Genomic DNA, 24,648 nt, shown 5'->3' on the forward strand with positions numbered 1-24,648 from the left:
GGCTGAGGCTGGCTTATTGCCACAAGATCTCCAGCGTTTGCGGAATTTTATGCTGTTGCCAGTGGGCTATGGCCCAATGCAGTAGCAGATCTCGATCACCCTGCAGTTCCGCTGGTGGCTCTTGTCCTAAAAATTGCAGTGCCTGCCAGAGCTGGCGGGCCTCTGCGCCCGGGAGTAGCGCCGGGGCATGGTTCTGTTTGGAGAGCTTGAAGCCCGCCTTTTGTACCGCCAGAGGCAGATGTAGCCAACTGGGCTCTGGCCGCCCCAACAGGCGGTAGAGGGCTATCTGTCGCACCGTCGGCTCGATGAGATCGGCGCCGCGGACCACTTGTGTCACGCCGCTGTCGGCATCATCGATCACGACCGCCAGATTATAGGCAAAGAGCCCGTCGCGACGCTTGAGGATGAACTCCTCGGCGGCCAGGGCGGATGGCACCTGGATGCGGCCATGAAGCTCATCGATAAAGTCATATACCGGCTCGGCCAAGCGCAGGCGTAAGGCGTTGCCTGTCGCAGGCAGGCCCAGAGTGCGGCAGGTGCCAGGATAGAGGCCGCCGGCCGCCTGAATTTGTGCTCGACTGCATTGGCAATAATAGGCGAGCCCCTGCCGATACCAGCTATCCAGCACAGTTTGGTAACGCTCATGGTGCTGGCTTTGATAGCGCACCTCGCCATCCCACGTCAGCCCGAGACGCTCCAGGGTTCGCAGTATCTCTCCGGCAGCCCCGGGTATTTCCCGCGGTGGATCCAGATCTTCGATACGCACCAGCCAGCGGCCACCCTGGCTGCGTGCCTGCAAGAAGGAGCCTAAGGCAGCGATGAGCGAGCCAAAATGCAAGGGGCCGGAAGGCGAGGGGGCAAAACGACCCACATAATCAGAGCGAGAGAGAGAACAGAGGGTCATAGCAACCGGATCAACAACCAGCAAAAAGCCGCCGCAGTCTGACACAAGGCGGCGGGGGGAGCCAAGCAGAATCGTGCCTAGGTGTTGCTATGTGGCCGTTCTGGAAAAGCAAGAGGGAGCCAGTGGCTCCCTCTTGTGATAGGTGTAGGCAGTGCGGTTTAACCGACCATCTGCTTTTCTTTGATCTCGGCCAGGGTCTTGCAGTCCACGCACAGCTCGGCGGTGGGACGGGCTTCCAGACGACGGATGCCAATCTCGATGCCGCAATGTTCGCAGTAACCGAAGTCGTCCTCTTCAAGCTTGACCAGGGTCTTCTCGATCTTCTTGATGAGCTTGCGTTCCCGATCGCGGGCGCGCAGTTCAAGGGCAAACTCCTCTTCCTGGGCGGCGCGGTCCACCGGATCCGGGAAGTTAGCGGCTTCGTCCTTCATATGATCGACGGTGCGGTCCACTTCTTCACGCAGCTGATTACGCCAGGCCTCCAGTATCTTGCGGAAGTGCGTCTTCTGCACATCATTCATGTACTCCTCACCAGCTTTCGCCTGATAAGGTTCCACACCGGCGATGGCCAGAGGTCCCAGAGATTTGTTGGTATCGCCCATAGGCATGTTGATCTCCTAATTCGCACAACGCAGCACGTCACCGTGTGCTGGCTACTAATAATTAAGGCCGGTATCTATATCAGAAGGTTGGGGGGCGAGCAAATCACTTGACTGATTTTGTTAGCCAGACCTGCTTTTCCCTTCTCGGCCTACCTGTCGTAGCCATTCGGGCCACAACTACCTGTACTTGGGTACTGCTATATTGTGTCGTTTTTGCCATTTTCAAGGCTTAGAGCTGACAATTTTACCAAAGCCCATCATTTTTCTGGCTTGGTGGCGAAGAAATAGCCTGAGATCCCCGACTCAGACTCTAGTGCTGGCCCGAGAGTGTGCCTGTGCTGGCGGCTTTCTCTTGGCTCTGTCGTGCATCCCGTTACTATAAACAGTACTTCCCTAGGTTATAGCAGACAAAAGTCAGGTTGGATGACGTGAACTCCCTACATTTTCACCCCTTGCCCCATTTCCAGTCACTGCAACTGCAAAGTGCGTGCCTTATTCGTCGTTATCAACGCTTTCTGGCGGATGTCACGGGGGATGCCGGGAGTGTCATGACGCTGCATTGCCCCAATACCGGGCGCATGACAGGGTGTGCCGAACCAGGTTGGCACATCTGGTACTCCCGCTCTGCCAACCCCAAACGTAAATACCCCGCCACCTGGGAGTTGACGCAAACGGCGGCGGGGCACTTTATCGGCGTCAATACCGGGCGCGCCAATAGCCTGATCGCCGATGCCGTCGGCGCCGGGGTGATTGGCGAGCTGGCCGGGTATGGTTCACTGCGCCAGGAGGTGAAGTATGGGGAGGAGGGGAGCCGCATCGATCTCTTGCTGACGCAGGGCGATGAGCCGGATTGTTTCGTGGAGGTCAAGAGCGTCACCCTGCTGGGGGATGCGGCCCGTCCTGAGCTGGCTGCTGAGGGGGTGGGCTTTTTCCCCGATGCGCCCAGCGAACGAGCCAGCAAGCACCTGCGGGAGTTGATGCGGATGCGTGCGCAAGGCAAGCGGGCCATGGTGCTGTTTTGCGTCCAGCATACGGGGATCCGCCAGGTGTGCCCGGCTCGGCATATCGATCCTGAATATGCCCAGTTACTGGTTGAGGCCCAGGCGGCCGGGGTCGAGCTGCTGGCCTATGGCACCGCCATCTCACCTACCAGCATGGGCGTGGTGCAGCGCCTGTCGGTAACCCTCTAACCTAATGGCCAACTGGCCAGCTTGAGATAGCGCACCCCCTCCGGGTTGGAGCAGGATTCATAGAGGTGCAACGCTTGAGCCTCCAGGGTGATGTGCGGTGGCGTGAGCGCGGGCAGGACGCGGGCTTTGCGGTAGAGGCTCACATGGGGGCGATAGGGGCGGGCTTCCAGCGGCAGGCCCAATGCGGTTACGCCACTTCTTAGCGCGTGTTCCAGAGCCAGCAGCCCGGCAGGGGGCTGTGTTGCTCCCATCCAAGCCACCTGGGCGTGATGAAACAGCCCCAGCTTATCCAGCGTTATGCTCAGGGGGGCATGGTGCCAGGCCACGGCATGGCCCAGTTGATAAAGCGCCTCCAGCCTCTCTTCGGCGACCAGCCCCAAAAAGAGCAGGGTCAGGTGCAGGTTCTCCGGCGCAACGGGCTTGGCGTCCAGCGCCAGCGCGTGTTGCAGTCGGGTGAGCGGGGCGCGTTGGCTGGTGGCATCCAGGCCAAAGAAGAGACGTTTGTTGGTCATACGGAACCCGGAGCAAGATGGCGGTATCACATAATAGGGGTGCCTAGTACACCCCCGACGCATGTGGCCATCTTATCCTGGGTTCAAGCGGTTAGCAGCAGGCTTTGCCATCATCACTCTGGCCATAGTAGGCCTGCTCGTAGAGTCTCTTCACATCGGCCACAGTCGGTTTACCAGGGTTGGTCCAGGTGCAGGGGTCGGCATGGGCATTCTGGCTCATGCGCTCCAGCACATCGCGGAATTTGCTCTCATCAAATGACACCTCATCACACAGTTTGAAGCAGCAGGGAATGCCCAGTTTGCCATTGAGGGTTTCGATGGTGGTGGGTAGGTCATCGATACCCAGCAGCTTCTCTACCTGGCTGTACTTATCCGTAAACTGACGGTTAAAGCGGATGATATAGGGCAGCAGTATGGCGTTGGCCAGGCCATGAGTGACGCCAAACTCGCCGCCAATTTTGTGAGCCAGGGAGTGAACCAGGCCCAACGAGGCGTTGGTGAAGGCCATACCCGCCAGCGCCGAGGCATTGTGCATGTTAAAGCGTGCCGCCTTGTCCTCGGGGTGGTGGTAGGCGGTCTCCAGGTTGCCCAGTACCAGGCGGATGGCCTCGATGGCATAGGGATCGGTGAAGGAGGTGGCAGCCGTTGAGGCCACGGCTTCCATGGCATGAGCCAGCACATCCATGCCGGTATTGGCGGTGATATGGGGCGGCATTTTGGTCGGCAGCGCCGGATCCAGAATGGCGATATCGGGCACCATATCCGCAGCGACAATCGGATACTTGATGTGATTTTCGGTGTCTGTGATGACGGAGAAGGCGGTGATCTCGGATGCCGTGCCGCTGGTGGAGGGGATGGCGACAAAGCGTGCCTTGTTGCGCAGGGGGGGCATGGAGCCAGGCGTAATGATGTCGGCAAACTTCAATTCAGGATGCTCGTAGAAGCACCACATCACCTTGGCCGCATCCAGGGCGGAGCCGCCACCTATGGCAACAATCCACTCCGGTTCGAACTCCTGCATGGCCTTCGCGCCGCGCAACACGGTTTCTACTGAGGGGTTGGGTTCCACACCATCGAAAAGTTGGGTCTGCATGCCCGCTTGTTGCAGCAGGTTGGTGGCCTGATCGATAAAACCCAGGCGCTGCATAGAGCTGCCACCTGTGACCAGCATGGCTCGCTTTCCCTTGAGTTGGCTTAAGTGGGCGAGGGCATTTTCACCGTAGATGATGTCGCGGGGAATGGAAAAACGCATGACCGACATAATAACTCCTTTGAAAGTAACAAGTTAGCGTAGCATTGGGTACCAGGGACGGCAGCGGGCGTCATACCGGCATCACTATGACAACGTAGCGGGAGGACTCTCTTGTACCATCCTCATGGCATGATGCCGTAAGCTCTGAAGTCTCGCCTGGTGTCAGTTAACAAAACCATGTTTTGTGTAGGGCAAAACTTGCCACAAGGCCTGTAGTCATCCACCGCGTGAATTAGGAAGAGAAAAAGGGGGAGTGCTTGGTGCCAGGCGTTGGGTTTGGCACAATGCCCGCCATGGCTGTTTGCCGCTTCGGCGCATTGGAGTGTGTGTGTCTCTATCCTCAGTTTCTGCTCGGCCTGCGGGCGAGCCCTTGCCCGTACTGGCGCTGCTGCCCACCCTGTTTGCTCACCTGGCTGCGGATGAGCCCGTGGTGCTGCAGGCACCGCCTGGCGCCGGTAAATCGACGGCCCTGCCGCTGGCCTTGCTGAGATCAAACCAGCTGCAGGGGCGTATCATCATGCTGGAGCCCAGACGGTTGGCCGCGCGCAACATTGCCCGTTTTCTGGCTTCCGAACTGGGGGAAGAGGTGGGGCAGCGAGTCGGTTATCGGGTGCGTGGCGAGAGCAAGGTGAGTGCGAAGACTCGGCTGGAGATAGTCACCGAGGGGATCCTGACCCGCATGTTGCAGGCCGATCCGGAATTGAGTGGCGTTGAGCTGCTGATCTTCGATGAGTATCACGAGCGCAGTCTGCATGCGGATCTGGCGCTGGCGCTGGCCATAGAGGCTCGTAGTGCCCTGCGTCCCGATCTTAAGCTGCTCATCATGTCAGCCACCCTGGATGGCCTCGACTTCTCGACTCAACTGCCCCAGGCCCAGGTGCTGCAAAGCGCAGGGCGAGCCCACCCCATCGACTATTACTACCGGCCCATCAACCGCCAGCAGCATCTGGTGCCGCAACTGGGCACCGTGGTGCTGGAAGCTCTGGCTGCCGAGTCTGGCAGTTTGCTGGTGTTCCTGCCGGGGGCGGGCGAGATAGAGCGAACCGCCGAGTGGTTGCAGGAGCGGTTAAGTGGGCAAAACCAGGTGGTGGTGGCGCCCCTGCATGGTCGCCTGCCCTTTGCCGAGCAGCAGAGAGCCATTCAGCCTGCTCCTGAGGGGTGGCGCAAAATAGTGCTGACCACCAATGTGGCCGAGACCTCCCTCACCATAGAGGGGATCCGCGTGGTGGTCGATGGTGGCCTGGAGCGGCGGGTGCGCTTTGATGTGACCAGCGGCATAGAGCGGCTGGAGCTCAAGCCCATCTCCCGCGCCTCGGCGACCCAACGCGCCGGCCGTGCCGGTCGTCTGGGGCCGGGGGTCTGTTATCGGCTCTGGAGTGGCGAGCAGCAGGAGCGACTGGATGAGCAGAGCCCGCCGGATATTCGGGTGGTGGAGCTCTCGCGTCTCTTGCTGGAGGCCGGACTCTGGGGCTGTGAGGTGGCCGAGCTGCCGCTGCTGGAGCAGCCGCCGGCCCCCAATCTGGTCGCGGCTCAGCGGCTGTTGCAGCAACTGGAGGCACTGGATGAGGCTGGGCGCTTGAGTGCGCGCGGGCGACAGATGGCCCGCTTACCCTGCCATCCCAGATTAGCCCATCTGTTGCTGTGTGCCGTCACCCTGGAGCAGCAGGGGCTCAGCGGTGTGGTCGAGGAGGCCTGCACTCTGGTGGCGCTGCTGGAGGAGGAGAAGCGCGGCTGTGACAGGCTGAGCCAGCTCTTTAGCCGACATGCCTCTGGGCTCAAGCCTCAGGCGGCCCGTTGGCGCCAGCGTCTGGCTGAGATAGTGCCGCTAGGGGCGCTGGGGCGAGCCAGTGGCGGCCAGTGGTTGGGGCTGCTCTGCGCCCTGGCCTGGCCTGATCGCCTGGCCCGCTTGCGCAGTGGCCAGCGTTACCAGCTCTCCGGTGGCCAGAGTGCCGATCTGCCACTGGAGCATGCTCTAAGTGGTCAGGAGTGGCTAGTGGCCGTCGAGTTGACTCTGACGCCCCAGGGGGTTCGCATCTATCTGGCCGAGCCTCTAGATCTTGCCGAGTTGCAGCGCTATCTGCCCGAGCTGTTTAGCCAGCAGAGCTGGTTTGGTTGGGATGAGCGCGAAGGGCGGGTGCGAGCCGAGCAGCAGAAGCGACTGGGCAGCATAGTGCTGGAGCGACAACCGCTAGCCAATCTCAGCGATGAGCAGAAGGGGCGCTGTCTGCTGGAGGGGATCCAGAGCAAGGGGCTGGCCTGCTTGCCCTGGGATGAGGAGAGCGAGCAGTATCTGGCCCGGCTGCGCTGCGCCACCCTCTGGTTACCGGATCTGGCCTGGCCTGCCATGGATGAGGCCAGCCTGCTGGCGACTCTGGATCGCTGGTTACTGCCCCATCTGAGTGGTATGAGTCGGCTGGAGCAGCTTAAGCGGCTGGATTTGGGTAACATACTGCGCCAGAGTCTGTCCTGGCCCTTGCCACGGGAGCTGGATGAGCTGTTGCCTACCCACTTCACCGCACCCACCGGCACACGCTTGCGTATTCGCTACCAGCCGGGCCTGGCCCCCGTGTTGCCGGTGCGGATCCAGGAGATGTTTGGCCAGCGCCAGACGCCGAGCGTAGCCCGGGGCCAGGTGCCGTTGCTGGTGGAGCTGCTCTCCCCGGCTCAGCGCCCCTTGCAGATCACCCAGGATCTGGTCGCCTTCTGGCAGGGTAGCTACAGCGAAGTAAAAAAAGAGATGAAGGGGCGCTATCCCAAGCACTACTGGCCAGATGATCCACTGGAGGCCATCCCCACCCGTTATACCAAGCAGAGGATGAATCAATAAGATGGCTGCGCGTAAACCCCGCTCTAAGAAGAAAGAGGCTTGGCATCAGAGTATCGACTGGCGTCGCTGGGGCTGGCTGGCCGCCAAACTGGCCCTGGTGCTGTTTGCCTGTCTACTGGTGACCGGCATCTATCTGGATAGCCTCATTCGCGAGAAATTTGATGGCCAAAAGTGGCAACTGCCGGCTCTGGTCTACAGCCGCCCTCTGGAGCTCTATCCGGGCCAGCGCTTGTCGCAAAAACAGATGCTTCATGAGCTCAAGCTGCTCAACTATCGGGTGAGCGATAAGCCCCATGGTGCGGGGCAATACGCCCTCGGTGGCAACAAGCTGGTGCTGATCCGTCGCCCCTTCAAGTTTGCCGATGGTAACGAACTCGCCCGTCCGCTGCTGCTCACCTTCAATGGTCAGCGGCTGCAGCGCATTCAGAATGCGGATAGCCAACGGGATCTGGGCTATGTGCGCATGGATCCCGTGCTGCTGGATCGTCTGAGCGCCGAAGAGATAGAAGATCGGCTGCTGCTGCGCCTGGATGAGGTGCCCCAGAGCTTTATCGACACCCTGTTGACGGTGGAGGATAGAGAGTTCTACCACCATGGTGGGGTTTCTTTACTCTCCATCGGTCGCGCCTTCTTTGCCAACCTCAAGGCCGGACGGGCGGTGCAAGGGGGGAGTACCCTGACCCAGCAGTTGGCGAAGAACTTTTTCTTGAGCTCGGAGCGCAGCCTGTGGCGTAAGGTGCAGGAGGCCTACATGGCGGTGATCATGGATTACCGTTACAGCAAGGGGCAGATACTCGAGACCTATCTTAACGAGATCTACCTGGGGCAGAACAAGGCGCAAGGGGTCTATGGTTTTGGCCTGGCATCCTACTTCTACTTCGGCTTGCCGCTCAACGAGCTGGAGCCAGATCAGATGGCGCTGTTGGTCGGCATGGTGCGGGGCCCCTCCTACTATGACCCTTGGCGTTTCCCGGATCGCGCCCAGGAGCGGCGGGATCTGGTGCTTAAACTCTTGCTGGATAATCTGAAGATCGAGCCGCCCGAGTATCAGCTTTACCTGAGCCGTCCGCTGGCCCTATTGCCCCGTGGCCAGATGAGCTATGGCCGCACACCTGCCTTCATGAATTTGCTCAAGCGCGAGCTGCGGGATCGCTTCGGTGAGGGCTTCCTCAAGCAGTCGGGGCTCAAGATCTTCACCAGCCTGGATCCGGTGGCCCAGCTCTCCGCCGAGGAGGCGGTCACCAGCCAGTTGGACAGGATAGAGAAGGAGCGAAAGCGGCCGGATCTGCAGGGGGCCATGGTGGTCTCCAACTGGAAGACAGGGGAGATCTCGGCTGTGGTGGGCGGGCGGGATATCCGTTTCGCCGGTTTCAATCGGGCGCTGGATGCCCGACGTCCCATCGGCTCTTTGGTCAAGCCGGCCGTCTATCTGACCGGCCTGCAGAAGGGGTACAACCTGGCCTCGCCGCTTAAGGATGCCCCCCTCACCCTGCGCAATCAGGGGGGGCAGAGCTGGCAGCCGAAGAATTATGATCGCGGTTATCGCGGCTCTGTGCCGTTTTATCAGGCGATGGCGGAGTCCTTGAATCTGCCGACCGTGCGTCTGGGCATGGATGTGGGGGTGGAGAAGGTAGTGGCGACCCTCAAAGCGCTGGGGGTGACCCAACCTATCCAGCCATTTCCCTCATTATTTCTCGGTACTGTGGCCCTCTCGCCCTTTGAGGTGAACCAGATGTATCTGACTCTGGCCAACGAGGGACTCTACCAGCCGCTGACCACACTGCGGGCCGTGCTCAACGACAAGAATGAGCCTCTTTACCAGAAGCAGTTGAAGGCCGAGCGTCGTTTAGATACTCGCGACAGTTACTTGACGCTGTTTACCATGACCAAGGTGGCAAGCCAGGGTACGGCCCGCTCCCTGGCCGCCCGCTTCCCCGGCGTGGTGCTGGCTGGCAAAACCGGCACCACCGACAACCTGCGCGACTCCTGGTTTAGTGGGCTGGATAACGACGAGCTGGTGAGCGTCTGGGTGGGTCGCGATGATAATCAGCCGGCCGGTCTCACCGGCGCCAACGGTGCCCTGCAACTGTTTGGCGACTACATGACGCGCCGTGGTGTCAACTCACTGCAACTGGCGGTGCCCAAGGGGATTGGCTGGGCCAACTTCGCCCGCTCTGGCAAGCCGGTGGCAGGCAGCTGCCCCGGTGCGCTGGCCCTGCCTGCGCGCCTGGATCTGCTGGGCCCCACCGTTCCCTGCAGTTCGGGGGGCAGCAGCGATGGTCGCCCGGACAATCCCATCGACTGGTTCAAGCAGCTCTTCAGTCTCCATGACGAGGCGAGCCTTACCCACGGTTGAGCAGCACTATTGATCAGCAAAGCGGCGAGCTCCTCGCCGCTTTTTTATTGGAGGAGTCACGATAAGAGTTAAATAATCACTCTGATTTGATGGGGTTTTTAGCTGAATGACTTCGCAAGCTTAGCCCAAGCGGCATGGCGGAGAGGCAAAAGGGGATGGCTCCCATTATTACCATGTCATAGATAGGGTTATTATGGGATTTACCGCTCCTTATCGGGGGAAGCTGTGGGTGTTTAGGCGAGTGTCGGGAGCCATGGAATGACGAGTTGCAGTAAGGCCTGGTGGGGGCTGGGGTTGTGGTGGGTGGCCATGATGGCCGGGGCCCAGGGGCGTTTTACCGATCCCCAGGATGGGCATTTTGACTTGAGTGATCATCTGTTGCAGCAGAAGGGATTTATGCCGGTGCCCATCATCATCACCGAACCGGCGCTCGATTATGGCGGTGGCTTGGGGGCGCTCTGGTTTAGTGAGTCGCTGGGCGAGGCCAAGCACAAGAGTGGGGATGGCCCCATGGTGCCACCGAGCATTGGCGGTCTGTTTGCCTTCAAGAGCGGCAATGGCAGCTGGGGGGCCGGTGGGGGTTACTTTATGCCACTGGATGAGGATCGCTACCGCTATCTGGGCGGTGCGGGCAAGGTGAGCCTCAATCTGGATTACTACCTGCCCCGGTCCGCAACGGCGGCGGCCTATCAGTTGGAGGGCGCCGGTCTGGTGCAGCAGTTGTTGGCGCGAGTGGGCAGCAGCAACTGGTGGTTGGGGCCGCGTTATATCTACTTCTCCAGTGACGCCCATTTTGCCCATCACTCCCAGGTGACGGTCCCGACCAGGGATCTGGATATGCAGATAGGGCAGTTGTCGCTGATTGTCGATTATGACTCGCGGGACAATATGTTTACCCCGGGTAAGGGCGGTTTTATGGAGGCGGAGCTGGCCACGGTACGCGATTGGCTAGGGGCGAGTGTGGAGTACAACACCCTGGCACTTCGCGGTTTTTATTATCAGCCGCTCACCACAGGGTGGATCCTCGGCATGCGTGGCGATAGCCGTCAGGTGGGGGAACAGGCTCCTTTCTTCGCCCAGCCCTATATCTCGCTGCGCGGGGTGCCCGCGATGCGCTATCAGGATCAGCAGACGCTGGTCGGCGAAGCCGAGCTGCGCTGGGATATGACGCCGCGCTGGGCGCTGCTGGGGTTTGGTGGTGTCGGCAAGGCCTATGGACAGCGTTCCAACTGGAGTGAGGCCGAGTCGGTCGCTGCCGGTGGTGTGGGTTTTCGCTATCTGATCGCCCGCAAGCTGGGGCTCTATAGTGGCATCGATGTGGCGCGTGGCCCGGAGACCACCGCCATTTATCTGCAGGTAGGCAGCGCGTGGCGCTAGCTTTAGCGAAAAAGAGATCCATATGAGCGAGCATCCTGTGCTTTGGTCCTCGATAAAAACGCGCTAGCTTGTCCATTCCGCTAGTTTTATCAAGGAGCGCCTTATGTCGGTGCAATATGCCACCTGTGATGCCTCGATCCGTGCCTGCTATCCGGTGATGGCCCTGTTACGGCCCCATCTGCAGGAGGCGGACTTTATGGCGCAGGTCCAGCGGCAGATGGCCAACCACGATTACCGTCTGGCCTATCTGTCGCACGATGGGCAGGTCGCCGCGGTTTCCGGCTTTCGCTTTGTGGAGTATCTGGCCTGGGGCCGGGCGCTCTATGTGGATGATCTGGTGACCTCCAGTACCGCCCGCAAGCTGGGGCTGGCGGGGCAACTGCTGGATCATCTGATCGGGCTGGCCAAAGCGTCCGGCTGCCAGCAGTTTCATCTCGACTCCGGCGTGCAGCGCCACGATGCCCATCGCCTCTATCTGGGGCGCAAGCTGCAGATCAGCTCCCACCACTTCTCCCTGGCGCTGGCTTGAGCCGGGCTCATCTGAGCGATGGAGGTCATAGTGAAGATAGTGATTGCACCAGACTCCTTTAAGGAGAGTCTCTCGGCCAGTGAGGTGGCTGACGCCATCGAGGCGGGGTTTAAGCAGGTTTTCCCTGATGCCAGTTATGTGAAGCTGCCCATGGCCGATGGGGGGGAGGGAACGGTTCGCACGCTGGTGGACGCAACGGCAGGCCGGATTGTGCCCGTTACCGTCACGGGCCCCTTGGGGCATCCGGTGGCGGGCTTTTTCGGGCTACTGGGTGATGGCCAGACGGCAGTCATTGAGATGGCGGCGGCATCCGGCTTGCAGTGGGTGGCGCCTGAGTTGCGCAATCCCCTGCTAACCACCAGTTATGGCATGGGGGAGTTGATAGTCGCTGCGCTGGATCTCGGCGTAAGCGAGCTGATTTTGGGGATAGGCGGGAGCGCGACCAATGATGGGGGCGCCGGTATGCTCCAGGCACTAGGGGGAAGATTACTCAAGGCCGATGGTAGCGAGCTAGGCCGGGGTGGTGCCGCCCTGGGTGAGCTGGAGCGGATTGATCTCTGCGGGCTGGATCCGCGTCTGGCCAAGGTGCGGATCCGTGTGGCGTGCGATGTGGATAATCCGCTCTGTGGCCCCAAGGGGGCGTCGGCCGTTTTTGGCCCACAAAAAGGGGCGACGCCGCAGATGGTGCCGCAGCTCGATGCCGCGCTGGCCCACTATGGGCGTGCTATCGAAACGCTAACCGGCAGGGCGGTGCTGGATTTTCCCGGTGCAGGGGCGGGCGGTGGCATAGGGGCGGCCTTGGTCGGGCTGCTGGGTGCCGCGCTGACACCGGGTGTCGAGCTAGTGATGGCGGCGCTGGATCTGGCCTCTGCCGTGGCGGATGCCGATCTGGTGGTGACCGGAGAGGGGCGGCTGGATGGTCAGACGCTCCATGGCAAGACGCCCATAGGCGTGGCTCGTTGTGCCAAGGGTTTTGCTAAGCCGGTGATCGCCCTGGTCGGTAGCCTGGGTGAGGGGGGCGAAGCGGTGTACGCGCAGGGAATTGATGCCATCTTTGTGATTCTTCCTCGAGCCATGACTCTGCCTGAGGCGCTGAACTCGGCCCATGACAATCTGCGGCTGACTGCCCGCAACGTCGCCGCCCTGTGGCAGCTTAAGCGCTAAGAGGGGCTAACGGCGGCTCATCGCCTCCTCCGCCCTGGTTGTAGAGGGCGGCGGCGGCTGTGGCTGGATGTGTTAGCAAAACGCGTGTATCGTTCGCCCTGATATTGGATTGTCGGCAGCCTGAGTGCGTTACTGAGGCATGGGCTCCTTGGCGCGCTAATGGTTCAGTGCGTCGGGATACGCCGTCAGCCGTGGACAAGGTCAAGATCTGCTAACCCGTCAATCCGCCCAACCGCTCCCGGCGGAATGCAATAAATCCGAGAATAGTGATGAATAGTCTTCTGTTAAAAGCCCTGAGTTCGTTTTCCGTTACCTGCAATAAAGCCATGCTGCAAGCCAACGATGAGGATCGCATCAAGCTCACCCTCAAGGTGTTGCACAAGAATCGCATCCCCATCAATCCGGCGGAGATTGAGCAGTGGTTGCAGGCCAATAACTGGTCGCAGAAATCCGTGACGACTATTGTCAGTTGGGCGCAAGCCATCAGTTCGGGCGGCAAGGTTCAGCTGACGAATAAAAATCCCAAGCTGACGGAAAATGATGTCTGGACCAAGCTGAATTCACGCTGAGTTTATTAAGTCGAGCCCTCTGGATGGCGGGAACAGCGCGCTCAGAACACCACCTTCAGCGCCAGGCCGAGCAGGATGAGACCGCTTATTCTATCTATGACTCGGGCCCTGGCTTGCAACCGCGCTAGCACTGGGCCGTGGGAGAGCAGCAGCGCCACCAGGCTGTACCAGAGGGCGTCTATGCCTCCGGCCGTCAGCATCATGATGCTGCCCTCGCGCCAGCCGGTGTCGGCATGGACAAACTGGCTGAACAGGGCCAGAAAGAAGAGGGCCAACTGGGGGTTCAAAAACGCCACGGCGAAGCCCTCCAGTGCGCCACGACGGCGGCTAATCTGGTGGGTTGCCTGCTCCTGGCTTGTACTCTGAGCGCGGGGCCATAATGCCTTGAACCCCAACCAGGCCAGGAAGAGAGCCCCGCCATATTGAATGAGCTGAAATAGCCAGGGGGTGTTGCTGATCAGCAGCGCCAGCCCCAGCGCCGTAAACAGGGCATAGAGCCCCACCCCTATACCGTGTCCCCAGCCAGTCGCTACGCCCTGCAGACGCCCCCCTTGCAGGGTATTACGTATGATCAGCGCCAGACTGGGGCCCGGGCTCATGGCCCCCAGCAGACAGATTAACGCCAGAGGAAACCAGTTTGCCAACGTCATGCTCTGCTCCTGCGTATGCCCCTGTGCCTGGGTGCGGCAGGGGAGTATGATATGGGCGTTCAGTCTAGCGCAGTGAGAGAGATATGACGACCTCGGCAACCCAACTGGCAGATCACGCCAGTTCATCGACTAAAAACAGGCAAACCCTCTGGGCCTTTCTGGCGCTGCTGGGTGCCGTACTGCTGTGGGGTACCTCCTATGCCGCCACCAAGACGGCCATTACCCACTTCTCGCCCATGCTGCTGATCTGGCTGCGGATGGTGATGGCCAGCCTCATCCTGCTGCCCTTCTGGCGCAAGCTGCCCAAGCCCGACTATCGCCCCGGCGATGCCAAGTGGCTGCTGGGGTTGGGGCTGCTGCAGCCCTGTCTCTACTTTCTGCTGGAGGTGCAGGCGCTGCACTACTCCACCTCCTCTCAGGTGGGAGCGGTGGCGGCCCTGGCGCCGCTGTTTGTCGCCTTCTTTGCCTGGATCTGGCTTAAAGAACGCATGAGTGTGGCGGCCATCGCCGGTCTGCTGCTGTCGCTGGGCGGTGTCTTGCTGCTCTCCCTGGGCGCCAGCAAGGGGGCTTCGGCGCCCAATCCGCTGCTGGGCAACTTCTTGCAACTGCTGGCCATCTTCTCCATCGCTTTCTATATGGTGGCCATCAAGCGTTTCAGCCAGCGTTATGACACCTGGTGGCTCACCGGCAGCCAGGATCTCTTCGGCGTGCTCTTCTTCCTGCCGGGCATCTTGCTGGCTCCGGAGGGGATGCTTACTTCTGCGCCCAAAGAGGCGTGGCTCAGCGTGCTCTATCTGGGCGGCATAGTGACCCTGGGTGGCTTTGGCCTCTATAACATGGCCATGCGCTGGCTGCCGGCCTCCCAGGCGGCGATCAGCATCAATCTGGTGCCGTTGATTGCCATTTTTCTGGGCTGGCTCTGGCTGGGCGAGGTGTTGAGCTCGCTGCAGTGGCTGGCCGCCGCCGCCATTTTAGGCGGTGTGCTGCTGGGGCAGTTGCCGGTCAATTTGCGCCGCAGCGAGCAGGTGGCACAGGTGCAGGCCTGATGGCATCTGTACAAGCGGGGCGCTTTATGTCTTGCTATGGCAAATGGTGAGAGGCGGGAGCGGTTATGGAGTGTGGAGTAGAATGGGGCGAACGGCGCTCCAGCAGTAAGGAGGGGGGCAAGGGGGCGGCACTGGAGTTTTTGGCGCGCATCGATCGCAGTCGCATCACCCATTCGGCCGCTTTTCGCCGCTTGCAGGGCAAGACCCAGGTGGTGGGGGTGGGCGAAAATGACTTCTTTCGTACCCGCTTGACCCACTCCCTGGAGGTGGCCCAGATTGGCGCCACACTCACCAACCGCCTGAGCTGGTTTGCCCACCGGGAGGAGCAGGCTGGCCTGCTGGGGTGGGTGCCGCCTGAACACCTTATTGAGACGGCTTGTCTGGCCCATGACATAGGTCATCCGGCCTTTGGTCACAATGGCGAGAAGATCCTCAACTACTTCATGCTGGAGTTTGGCGGCTTCGAGGGCAATGGCCAGACCCTGCGCATCCTGAGCCGGCTGGGTGAGTACTCTGATGGTTACGGTTATGACTTCACCCGTCGTACCCTGCTGGCCGTGCTCAAATATCCGGTCCTGTTTCGGGACGTGGCTCCGGCTTACCCGGATCGCCCATTGGCTCCGCCGCGCAACCTCACCTCCTGGCACCCACCCAAATGCATTCATGATGACGAGGCCGAGATCCGTGACTGGCTGTTGGCCCCCTTTTCTGCCGCCGATCGCCAGCTCTTCTGCGAGCCCATGGAGGTGGAGAAGATCGAGGCGGGGATCCGCATCCGTGGTTTGCGCTCGGTACACAAGAGCCTGGATTGCAGCCTGATGGAGCTGGCCGATGACATAGCCTACGGCGTCCATGATCTGGAGGATGCGCTGGCGGTGGGCTTATTGAGCCCCCATAAGGTAGCGGGTGAGCTGGCCGAGCTGTTACAGGATGTGGCACGCCTGGAGAGCAGCAAGAGCCGCAAGAGTCGGGACCCAGATTACTACACCAGCCGCATCGCCAGCGGTGAGCCGCGCCTGCTGAAACAGGCCATCACCAATCTGGTCCACTTTCTGGTCAATCAGACCGAGGCCGTCCGGCTGGGACAGTTTGCCCATCCGTTGCTGGATTACCGTATGCGGTTGCGCCCGGAAGGGGAAGCCATCCTCAAACGGCTTAAGAGCTATGTGTTTGATGAGGTGATAGCCCAGCCGCGTATTCGTACTCTGGAGTACAAGGGGCAGCAGATCATAGCCGAGCTGTTTGAGGCGTTTCGCGACAACCCTAAGGATCTGCTGCCACGCAGCATCTCGGCACGCATCACGCCAGGTAGCCGTCACTCCCTGAATCGGACCGTTTGCGATTACATCGCCAGCATGAGTGATGGGGAAGCGACGGCCATCTATCAGCGCCTCTTCCTGCCGGGTAATGGCTCCATCTTCGAGCCCTGGTGAGGGGCGCGAAACCGCGCCTCGGGGCGGGTCATAGTCAGCGGGATCCGGCTTGATACAGCAGGGGGATAGATGATCATCAGTGCCAGCCGTCGAACCGATATTCCCGCCTTCTATGCCAAGTGGTGGATGGAGCGGGTGCGGGCCGGTTTTCTGCTGACCCGCAACCCTTACAATGCCCAGCAGATCCGCCGGGTTTCGCTGCTGCCGGCGGAGGTGGATCTCATCGTCTTCTGGAGCCGGAATCCGCAACCTCTGCTGCGTCATCTGCCCGAGCTCGATAGCCTGGGCTACCGCTACTATTTTCATCTCACCCTCACTGACTATCCCCGTGCCTTGGAGTCAGCTACGCCCCCCGTGGCGCAGGCGGTGGCCAGCTTCCAGCAGTTGGCTCGCCGTATAGGGTCTGAACGGGTGATCTGGCGTTACGATCCCATACTGGTGTGTAACGGGTTATCCATAGCCGACCATCTGCGCGCTTTTGAACGGCTGGCGGCGCAACTGGCGGGTCACACCCGACGGGTGGTCGTCAGCCTGGCCGATCTCTACCCCAGAGTGGCGCGCAATCTGCGTCAGATTGCCGGGCTGGAGCTGCATCCTCTAAGTGAGGCGGATCTAGCGCAGTTAGCTAGCGGGCTGGTGCAGGTAGCACAACGGCACGGTATGGCAATCTTCTCTTGTGCCGAGACGCTGCCGCTGGCGCAGTGGGGTATTGCGCGGGGCAAGTGTATTGATGAGGCGCTGATCCAGCGTCTGTTTGGCCTCACCCTCTCGGGGCAAAAGGATAGGGGGCAGCGGGAGGCGTGCCTGTGTATCAAGAGTGTCGATATTGGCAGCTACCAGAGCTGCCTGCATGGTTGTCATTACTGCTATGCCACTACGGATCCGCAACTGGCCAGGCGCAACTACCTGCTCCATAACCCCCTGAGCCCCTTTCTGCTGGGGGAGCCAGATGCCGACACTCTGGCCTGGCTAGCCGAAGAGGAGGTTCAGGGGCGGCTGTTTTAGCCCTAAGCCGGCATGCGCGTCATGGCACCATCGATGAAGAAGTGTGGTTTGCCGGAAGAGTCGCACTGGATGCAGGCGATCATGCGGTTGCCGCGCATTAGGCTCCAGGGGTGGCGCATGTCCGGGGCTTTGATCTGCAGGTGTTTCAAATATTCGTAAAACAGGGTGGCACGGCTGATTTCGATAAGGTTAGGCAACATGGCGACTCCAAAACGACCAAGGGCTGACGAGTGAATTATCACCAGTTGGGCTGAACCGGATCTGAATGGCTGTATGTAATTTGTACCATCATGGCGCTTAGTATCGGGAATGTGAGATTGAGCAGAGTGATGGATTCACATGGGTTTTTATTTATGAGGTGATGACGTCACAACTCAGGAAGGTAGGCTGAGGATCAGAGAGGTCCAGCTTTGGCTTGGTGGTTTTGTTATCATTGCGCTGCCTTTGTCTTTGTTATGGTCATTGTCGGTTTGCCTCGGACGAGTTGACCTGATTTAAGTGTCATTTTAGCCAGACAAACTAGCCAGTGGTCTCTTGCTGGTATCTTGTTCTGAAAATGGCCTGGCTTCTTCCTTGCTTAGTTACAACAGAAGCAGGCCTTGCCTGTTCCAGGCGTTATCCTCATAAGGAGTACATTTTTGAAGCACATAACCTTATTGCTGGCGTTCTGCCTGCTGCCTCTGCTGGGGTGTGAACAGTCCAACCCGTCGACCCAACCCGAATTGCAGGTGAGCGGCCCCACCATGGGGACTCATTATGGCGTCAAGGTTGTGGGTAACTACCCGGGCGGGGAGCCACAACTGCAGCATGAGGTGGAGCAGATCTTGGCGCGCATCAACGATCAGCTCTCCACCTACAAGCCTGACTCGGAACTCTCCCGTTTCAATCAGCATAAGGCCACCACGCCCTTTCCCGTCTCTCAGGATCTGGCTGATGTGGTGATCGAGGGGTTGCGCTCGGGGGAATTGACGGGGGGGGCCGTGGATATTACGGTCGGGCCTCTGGTCAATCTCTGGGGTTTTGGCCCGGATAAACGTCCCAGCAAGGTGCCCTCGACCGAGCAGATAGCCCTGGCGCGTCAGCATATCGGGCTGGAGAAGTTGCATGTGGAGGTGGGCAGCAAGCAGGCCAGCCTGCGTAAGGATGATCCGGATCTCTATGTGGATCTCTCCACGCTGGGGGAAGGTTTTGCCGCCGACAAGGTGGCCCAGTGGCTGGATGACAGAGGCGTCACCAATTACATGGTGGAGATAGCCGGAGCTCTGCGTCTGAAGGGGCACAATGGCCAGGGTCAACCCTGGCGAGTGGCCATCTCCAAACCCGTGGATGAGCTGGGGGCGGTACAGAATGTGGTACTGCCTGGCGACAATGGCATCAGCACGGCGGGTAGCTATCGTAACTACTATGAGAAGGATGGCCAGCGCTTCTCCCACATCATAGATCCGACCACCGGCAAGCCCATCACCCATCGTTTGATGTCGGTCACTGTCATCGCGCCCCGGGCCCTGCACACCGATGCTCTGGATACGGGCTTGATGGTCATGGGTACCCAGAAAGCCCTGCTGTTTGCTAACGAACATCATCTGCCCATCTATACCATTACCAAGACAGATGAGGGGTTCAAGGAGCAGTACAGCCGCGCCTTCAAGCCCTATTTGCCTGAGCCCCACTAATCTTGCTCTCTCAGCGCTGAGCCCACCTGCTGGTGGGCTTTTTCGTTTTATCTGCTGCGCAGGCTATTCTGCTTGGCTTTTTCGCCGCCAGGGACTAAATTTAGATAACTGTTTATTCATACAGTATCTGCCATGCGAAAAATCATACACATAGATATGGATTGCTTCTTCGCCGCCGTGGAGATGCGGGAGGATCCGGCCCTGCGGGAGATCCCTCTGGCCATAGGGGGGGCATCGGATCGGCGAGGCGTGATCGCCACCTGCAACTATCAGGCTCGCCGTTACGGTGTGCGTTCGGCCATGGCCACGGCCTATGCCCTGCGTTTATGCCCTCAATTGAAGGTGATCCCCGGGCGCATGGCGCTCTATCAGCAGGTCTCAACCGAACTGAGGGCGATCTTCGAGCGCTATGCCGAGCGGGTGGAGCCCCTCTCGCTGGACGAAGCCTATCTGGATGTCTCCGATTCGCCCCTCTTGCATGGCAGTGCCACCCTGATAGCCGAGGCCATACGTGCCGATATCCGTCGTGAGCTAGGGTTGACGGCTTCGGCCGGAGTGGCGCCCAACAAGTTTCTGGCCAAGATCGCCTCGGATCTCAACAAACCTGATGGCCTGTTTGTGCTGAGGCCGGAGCAGGTGGCAGAGTTTGTCGCTCATCTGCCATTGCAGAAGATCCCGGGTGTGGGTAGCAAGACGGCGCAGCGCTTGGCAACCCTGGGTCTGCATAATGGCGCCGATGTGCTGAGCTATCCGCCCCATGAGTTGCTGCGTCAGTTTGGCAAGTGCGGTCAAATGTTGTTGCAGCGGGTGCGGGGTATTGATGAGCGGCCGGTGGAGGTGAGTCGGGTGCGCAAGTCGGTGGGGGTCGAGCTGACCTTGCCTCAGGATCTGCAACAGATGAGCGAGGCCTTGCCCATACTCGAGCGCCTGGAGGCGGATCTGCGGCGGCGGTTGGGACGTCACTCGCCAGAAGGGGAGATAGTGCGCCAGGGGGTTAAACTTAAGTTTGCCGATTTTCAACAGACGACGGTGGAGCGTAGCAGTGAACGGCTGGACCGCGCCTTGTTACTCCAGCTGTTGCAGCAAGCCTGGAGCCGGGGAGAGGGTAAGGGGGTACGGCTATTGGGGCTGGTGGTGGGCTTGCCAGCTATGGCGCCGACGCTGACGGCGCCGGTTCAGCTCTCTCTGGGGTTTTAAGTGGGCGAGTACTGTGGCTGTGCTGCGCCCTGGTCTGCCGCTTGATTTCGATTGGACATTACTCGGTCTGCGTGGCGACCTGGGCTTCGAGTTGGCTCAGGGAGTGACTCATGCGATGTTGCCACTGCTCTTGCTGTTGCTGCAGGTTGGCCCACTGACTCTCGCCTGAGCTCATGGCCTGTTGCCACAGCTGTTGAGGCCATTGCACTAGGGTCGTGGCGGTAGTTTGCCATTGCTGGGCCACTTTCGAACTCACTTGGCTATGCTCTTGCTGCCACGCGGCGGCCAGTTTTTCGCCACTAAGTGCCAGTTGCTGCTGACTCTGCGCTCCTGTCTCGGCCAGTTCATGGGTAGTTTGGCGCCACTGCTGGGCGAACAGAGCGGAGGCGTGATTGAACTCACTCGTCCAGGTGTGCAGTCGCTGCTGAGTGTTGTGCAGCAGTGTGCTGCTCTGTTGCTCGGTCGTGTGCCATAAATATTCACCCACCGGACTGAAGGGGATCAGCAGGCCGAGGCTGATGACTATGGGTAATAGTGTCTTCATGAGGAGTCCCTATTGCGCAGCGAAAGCGCCGACACTTTACTCTAGTGGTGGAGAAGAAAAAAGGGCGCATGTGCGCCCCGAGTTATCATTCCGTTGCCGCCTAGGCTTCCCGCTGCGGGATCTGGGTGAGCAGAGTGGTCAACAGTTGCCAGAAGTGGGCGACGGCGGGGATGTGCACCCTCTCATCCGGTGAGTGGGCACCCTGGATGGTGGGTCCGAAGGAGACCATGTCCCAGTGGGGATAGGAGGCTTTGAACAGACCACACTCCAGCCCGGCATGGATCACCATGATCTTGGGTTCGCTGCCAAATAGCACCTCATGTTGCTCACGCAACAGGGCCATGATGGGGGAGGCCGGGTCGGGTGCCCAACCCGGATAGCCGCCGCCAAGTTGGCAACGGGCGCCAGCCAGGGTGAATAGAGAGCGAGTCATCTGCTCCACATAGCGACGACCCTCCTCATTCAGGGAGCGGATCAGACACTGGATGTAGACCTGCTGGCCTTCGGTCTGGATGACCCCCAGGTTGGTGGAGGTCTCCACCACGCCCGCGATCGCCTGGCTCATGCGGATCACCCCATTGGGGCAGGCGACGAGGGCGGCGAGCAGTCGCTGCTGGGTGTCACCATCCAGGCAGTGGAGCGGCGGTTCGCTGCTCTGCAACTCGATAGTCAGGTTGCGTTCCACCTCCTGCAACTCGGTTTGCAGCCGTTGACCATGCTCGGCAATGAGGTGTTGTAGCCTGGTCACCTGGTTTTCGGGCACCAGCAGCAGGGCCGAGGCCTCACGGGGAATGGCGTTGCGCAGTGTGCCCCCCTCGATGTGAGCCAGGCGCAGGGGGAGTTGCTCGCAGGCACCTTGCAACAGACGGGCGAGCAACTTGTTGGCATTGCCGCGATCCTGATGGATGTTGACCCCGGAGTGGCCGCCACGCAGCCCCTTGACTGAGAGGCGCAGGGCTTGATGGCCGACCGGAATGGCTTCGCTGTTAAAGTCGAAGTGGATGTTGGCATCTATGCCGCCGGCACACCCCATGTAGACCTCGCCATCCTGCTCTGAGTCGGTATTGAGCAGTATCTCTCCTTGCAGCAGGCCGGGCTCCAGACCAAAGGCACCAGTCATCCCGGCCTCTTCATCTATGGTCAGCAGCACTTCCAGCGGGCCATGTTGCAGCGTGTCATCGGCCAACACCGCCAGGCAGGCGGCGGCCCCTATGCCGTTATCGGCGCCCAGTGTGGTGCCGCGGGCTCGCACCCACTCGCCATCGATATAGGGCCGAATGGGGTCGCGGGTGAAGTCATGGGGCGTATCGGCATTGGCTTGAGGCACCATATCGATGTGGGCCTGCAGCACCACGCCCTTGCGTTGTTCCATCCCTGGTGTCGCCGCTTTCTTGATGATGAGGTTGCCCACCCTATCTTCCTGCACACTCAAGCCTTGGGCCTGAGCCCAGGACTGGATCCAGCGACTGAGCGCCGCCTCATGCTTGGAGGGGTGGGGGATGGCACATATCTGCTCGAAAAAGAACCAGAGTAACTTGGGGGAGAGTTCGGTCAAGGCGGTCACGGCAGGGCTCCTAACTTGGGTGGGATCTAAGGCTAAGGCCAATGTGGATTGGGCTCAATAGTTAGCCGGCTAATGCGGCCTGGCTATGGCGTCAATAGTCAGAAAATACATCATACGCGCCATTAGCGGTTTATGTCAGCAACTTGGCTATTGCTCTGCTGTTTATTCTGTTACGTGATTTTTTAACAGCGTAATGTTTAGATTAGCTGGGCATTAACATGAGAATGGCGATGCCACCCTGAGGGCGAATGGCGCCAGTAGCCCCAGTTGCATCGCACCAAAGCTGGGCGTAGTATCCGTGCCGGGCGTTGTTGAGGGAGGGGTGTCAGCCAGTGTTGGATCCGTTTGTCCGACCTCTGCACCAGGATCTCGATGAGTGATGAGTCAGCCTTGGGCCAGCCCAAAAGCGTGGTGTGCCGAGAAGAGGAGAGGGGGTATAAGTCGCCACTCTCTTTGGATTTAGAGCCGTTTGTACCCGTCGCAAGACCTGATTGAGCTCATGCTATCAGGTACGATTCCTTCGTAGAGTTTTAATTCCGCTGTTTGGCCTTTCGGCGTCTGCCGAAAGGCTTTTGTTTTTCTCCCGCTTTGCTTGTCGCCTCCTGGTTTTCTGCTGGCATGCGCCGGAGCCCCCCTCTATAATTGCGCTCCAATCCTGCTCTCTGCAGGATAAGTGTCGGGCCAAGGCTGTTCCCTCTGCTGTTTTTAACCGAACCGTCTCTACGCTGAGAGATGAGATAATGGTTCAGGCGCTTGCCGGGACTGTTGTGTCGACTGTGCGATGGGGAATGGGTGAGTACCTTCGACAAGACACAGGACTATTGCAACTTCTCCAAGGAATCGAAAATCCATGTTAGAGAAACTGTTTAAACTCTCTGAGCACAACACCAGTGTGCGCACCGAGCTCCTGGCAGGGGTAACGACCTTCCTGACCATGGCCTATATCATCTTTGTTAACCCGGGAATTTTGTCCCAGACCGGTATGGATCATGGTGCCGTGTTTGTGGCCACCTGTCTTGCCGCCGCATTTGGCTGTTTCATTATGGGTCTGTACGCCAACTATCCGGTGGCGCAGGCGCCAGGCATGGGGCTCAATGCCTTCTTCACCTTCGGGGTGGTGATGGGTATGGGTTACACCTGGCAGGTGGCGCTGGGCGCTGTCTTCCTCTCTGGCGTGGCCTTCCTGTTCCTCAGCATGTTCAAGGTGCGGGAGTGGATCGTCAACTCCATCCCCAACAGCCTGCGTATCGGCATAGGTGCCGGTATCGGTCTGTTCCTGGGACTGATCGCCTTGAAGAATGCCGGCATAGTGGTGAGCAACCCGGCCACCATAGTGGGTCTGGGGGATGTGACTGCCCTGCCATCGGCTCTGGCCGTACTGGGCTTCTTCCTCATCATTGCCATGTCGCACAGACAGATCAAGGGGGCCGTGCTCTATGCCATCCTCATCATCACAGCGCTGGGTCTGGCCCTGGGTGATGTGAAATTTGGTGGCGTATTCTCCATGCCGCCGAGTCTGGCTCCGACCTTTATGCAACTGGATCTGACCAGCGGCTTCACCACTCCTGCCGGTGCCTTCAACGTGGCCATGCTCTCAGTGGTGTTTGCCTTTTTGTTTGTCATCCTGTTTGACACCTCGGGTACTCTGATTGCTGTGGCCGACAAGGCGGGCATGCTGGACAAGCAGGGGCGCCTGCCCCGCCTGGGCAAGGCACTGATGTCTGATGCGGTCTCCACCGTTGCAGGCTCTGTGCTGGGGACTTCCTCTACCACCAGCTATATCGAGAGTGCCTCCGGTGTCGCCGTGGGTGGCCGTACCGGTCTGACCGCTGTAACGGTCGGTGCCCTATTCCTGCTGGCCCTGTTTCTCTCGCCGCTGGCGGGTATGGTTCCGGCCTACGCCACAGCGGGGGCACTCTTCTATGTGGCCATCCTGATGATGTCGTCACTGGCCAAGGTAGATTGGGACGATCTGACTGAAGCGGCACCGGTGGCCGTCGTCACCCTGATGATGCCGCTCTCCTTCTCCATTGCCCATGGCATAGAGCTGGGTTTTGTCTCCTATGCGGCCATCAAGCTGTTGAGCGGCCGGCATAAGGAAGTGAGCATCAGTGTTTGGGTACTGTCTGTGCTGTTCCTGGCGCACATAGTGCTTTCTCACGCGGCGTGATTACTGATCTGTTCGCTCATGCCTTCAGCGTCATTAGCGCTCACTTTCAGACTGTCAGATCGGCCTGACAGAAACGAGGAAGGG

21 protein-coding genes are annotated in these 24,648 nt (G+C 59.7%); 13 read left to right on the forward strand and 8 right to left on the reverse strand.

Features of this window, described 5'->3' with window-relative positions:
• Positions 1-13: 13 nt before the first annotated feature.
• Both gluQRS and dksA read right to left on the reverse strand, forming a co-directional pair.
• Positions 14-904 carry a tRNA glutamyl-Q(34) synthetase GluQRS gene (gene gluQRS, locus ACZYTD_RS02785; RefSeq protein ID WP_463888894.1) on the reverse strand — a complete coding sequence of 297 codons (891 nt, stop codon included), beginning with the start codon at positions 902-904 and terminating at the stop codon, positions 14-16.
• Positions 905-1,062: 158 nt separating this feature from the next.
• Positions 1,063-1,512, reverse strand: a complete 450-nt coding sequence (gene dksA / locus ACZYTD_RS02790; RefSeq protein WP_463888897.1) for an RNA polymerase-binding protein DksA — start codon at positions 1,510-1,512, stop codon at positions 1,063-1,065.
• A 422-nt stretch (positions 1,513-1,934) separates the two neighbouring features.
• Between dksA and sfsA the strand changes: the two genes are divergently transcribed.
• Positions 1,935-2,696 (forward strand): DNA/RNA nuclease SfsA, encoded by a 762-nt coding sequence (sfsA, locus tag ACZYTD_RS02795; protein WP_463888900.1) that lies wholly within the window; start codon positions 1,935-1,937, stop codon positions 2,694-2,696.
• Here the strand turns inward: sfsA and thpR are convergent.
• Complete coding sequence (thpR, locus tag ACZYTD_RS02800) at positions 2,693-3,208, reverse strand: RNA 2',3'-cyclic phosphodiesterase (RefSeq protein ID WP_463888902.1); 516 nt, start codon at positions 3,206-3,208, stop codon at positions 2,693-2,695. The two genes, sfsA and thpR, sit on opposite strands and share 4 nt — an antisense overlap.
• Positions 3,209-3,299: 91 nt before the next feature.
• Positions 3,300-4,469, reverse strand: a complete 1,170-nt coding sequence (locus ACZYTD_RS02805) for an iron-containing alcohol dehydrogenase (RefSeq protein ID WP_463888905.1) — start codon at positions 4,467-4,469, stop codon at positions 3,300-3,302.
• Positions 4,470-4,788: 319 nt separating this feature from the next.
• On the opposite strand from ACZYTD_RS02805, the gene hrpB reads away from it, so the two are divergent.
• From hrpB to ACZYTD_RS02835, 6 genes are all read left to right on the forward strand, one after another.
• On the forward strand, positions 4,789-7,287 hold the full coding sequence (gene hrpB, locus ACZYTD_RS02810; RefSeq protein ID WP_463888907.1) for an ATP-dependent helicase HrpB: 2,499 nt from the start codon (positions 4,789-4,791) through the stop codon (positions 7,285-7,287).
• Between the two features lies 1 nt (position 7,288).
• On the forward strand, positions 7,289-9,643 hold the full coding sequence (gene mrcB, locus ACZYTD_RS02815; RefSeq protein ID WP_463888910.1) for a penicillin-binding protein 1B: 2,355 nt from the start codon (positions 7,289-7,291) through the stop codon (positions 9,641-9,643).
• Positions 9,644-9,901: 258 nt separating this feature from the next.
• The gene (locus ACZYTD_RS02820; protein WP_463888913.1) at positions 9,902-11,020 is read left to right on the forward strand and encodes a hypothetical protein; all 1,119 of its coding nucleotides are present in this window, start codon (positions 9,902-9,904) and stop codon (positions 11,018-11,020) included.
• Positions 11,021-11,123: 103 nt separating this feature from the next.
• Positions 11,124-11,549 (forward strand): GNAT family N-acetyltransferase, encoded by a 426-nt coding sequence (locus ACZYTD_RS02825; protein WP_463888916.1) that lies wholly within the window; start codon positions 11,124-11,126, stop codon positions 11,547-11,549.
• A gap of 30 nt (positions 11,550-11,579) precedes the next feature.
• Positions 11,580-12,713, forward strand: coding sequence for a glycerate kinase (locus ACZYTD_RS02830; RefSeq protein ID WP_463888919.1), 1,134 nt, complete (start codon positions 11,580-11,582; stop codon positions 12,711-12,713).
• A 269-nt stretch (positions 12,714-12,982) separates the two neighbouring features.
• Positions 12,983-13,282, forward strand: coding sequence for a DUF1889 family protein (locus tag ACZYTD_RS02835; protein ID WP_463888922.1), 300 nt, complete (start codon positions 12,983-12,985; stop codon positions 13,280-13,282).
• 41 nt (positions 13,283-13,323) lie between these two features.
• On the opposite strand, the gene ACZYTD_RS02840 is transcribed toward ACZYTD_RS02835, so the two are convergent.
• Positions 13,324-13,932, reverse strand: a complete 609-nt coding sequence (locus tag ACZYTD_RS02840; protein ID WP_463888924.1) for a LysE family translocator — start codon at positions 13,930-13,932, stop codon at positions 13,324-13,326.
• A gap of 83 nt (positions 13,933-14,015) precedes the next feature.
• On the opposite strand from ACZYTD_RS02840, the gene ACZYTD_RS02845 reads away from it, so the two are divergent.
• The 3 genes from ACZYTD_RS02845 to ACZYTD_RS02855 all read left to right on the forward strand — a co-directional run bounded on the left by ACZYTD_RS02845 (position 14,016) and on the right by ACZYTD_RS02855 (position 17,416).
• Positions 14,016-14,978 (forward strand): DMT family transporter, encoded by a 963-nt coding sequence (locus ACZYTD_RS02845; protein ID WP_463888927.1) that lies wholly within the window; start codon positions 14,016-14,018, stop codon positions 14,976-14,978.
• A gap of 65 nt (positions 14,979-15,043) precedes the next feature.
• A complete protein-coding gene (locus ACZYTD_RS02850; protein WP_463888930.1) occupies positions 15,044-16,411 on the forward strand; it encodes an anti-phage deoxyguanosine triphosphatase in 1,368 nt (455 codons plus the stop codon).
• A 69-nt stretch (positions 16,412-16,480) separates the two neighbouring features.
• A complete protein-coding gene (locus tag ACZYTD_RS02855) occupies positions 16,481-17,416 on the forward strand; it encodes a DUF1848 domain-containing protein (RefSeq protein WP_463888932.1) in 936 nt (311 codons plus the stop codon).
• A gap of 2 nt (positions 17,417-17,418) precedes the next feature.
• On the opposite strand, the gene ACZYTD_RS02860 is transcribed toward ACZYTD_RS02855, so the two are convergent.
• Positions 17,419-17,616 (reverse strand): hypothetical protein, encoded by a 198-nt coding sequence (locus tag ACZYTD_RS02860; protein WP_463888935.1) that lies wholly within the window; start codon positions 17,614-17,616, stop codon positions 17,419-17,421.
• Positions 17,617-18,054: 438 nt separating this feature from the next.
• Between ACZYTD_RS02860 and ACZYTD_RS02865 the strand changes: the two genes are divergently transcribed.
• A complete protein-coding gene (locus tag ACZYTD_RS02865) occupies positions 18,055-19,089 on the forward strand; it encodes an FAD:protein FMN transferase (protein ID WP_463888937.1) in 1,035 nt (344 codons plus the stop codon).
• Positions 19,090-19,221: 132 nt separating this feature from the next.
• Positions 19,222-20,286, forward strand: coding sequence for a DNA polymerase IV (gene dinB, locus ACZYTD_RS02870; RefSeq protein ID WP_463888940.1), 1,065 nt, complete (start codon positions 19,222-19,224; stop codon positions 20,284-20,286).
• Between the two features lie 58 nt (positions 20,287-20,344).
• Here dinB and ACZYTD_RS02875 read toward each other — a convergent pair whose 3' ends face one another.
• Positions 20,345-20,830, reverse strand: a complete 486-nt coding sequence (locus ACZYTD_RS02875) for a hypothetical protein (RefSeq protein WP_463888942.1) — start codon at positions 20,828-20,830, stop codon at positions 20,345-20,347.
• 100 nt (positions 20,831-20,930) lie between these two features.
• On the reverse strand, positions 20,931-22,394 hold the full coding sequence (locus ACZYTD_RS02880; protein ID WP_463888945.1) for an aminoacyl-histidine dipeptidase: 1,464 nt from the start codon (positions 22,392-22,394) through the stop codon (positions 20,931-20,933).
• A gap of 850 nt (positions 22,395-23,244) precedes the next feature.
• Here ACZYTD_RS02880 and ACZYTD_RS02885 point away from each other — a divergent pair.
• Positions 23,245-24,564 carry an NCS2 family permease gene (locus ACZYTD_RS02885; protein ID WP_463888947.1) on the forward strand — a complete coding sequence of 440 codons (1,320 nt, stop codon included), beginning with the start codon at positions 23,245-23,247 and terminating at the stop codon, positions 24,562-24,564.
• Positions 24,565-24,648 lie beyond the last annotated feature (84 nt).

This window comes from Pseudaeromonas sp. HNCC25DJ180 (assembly GCF_055413345.1).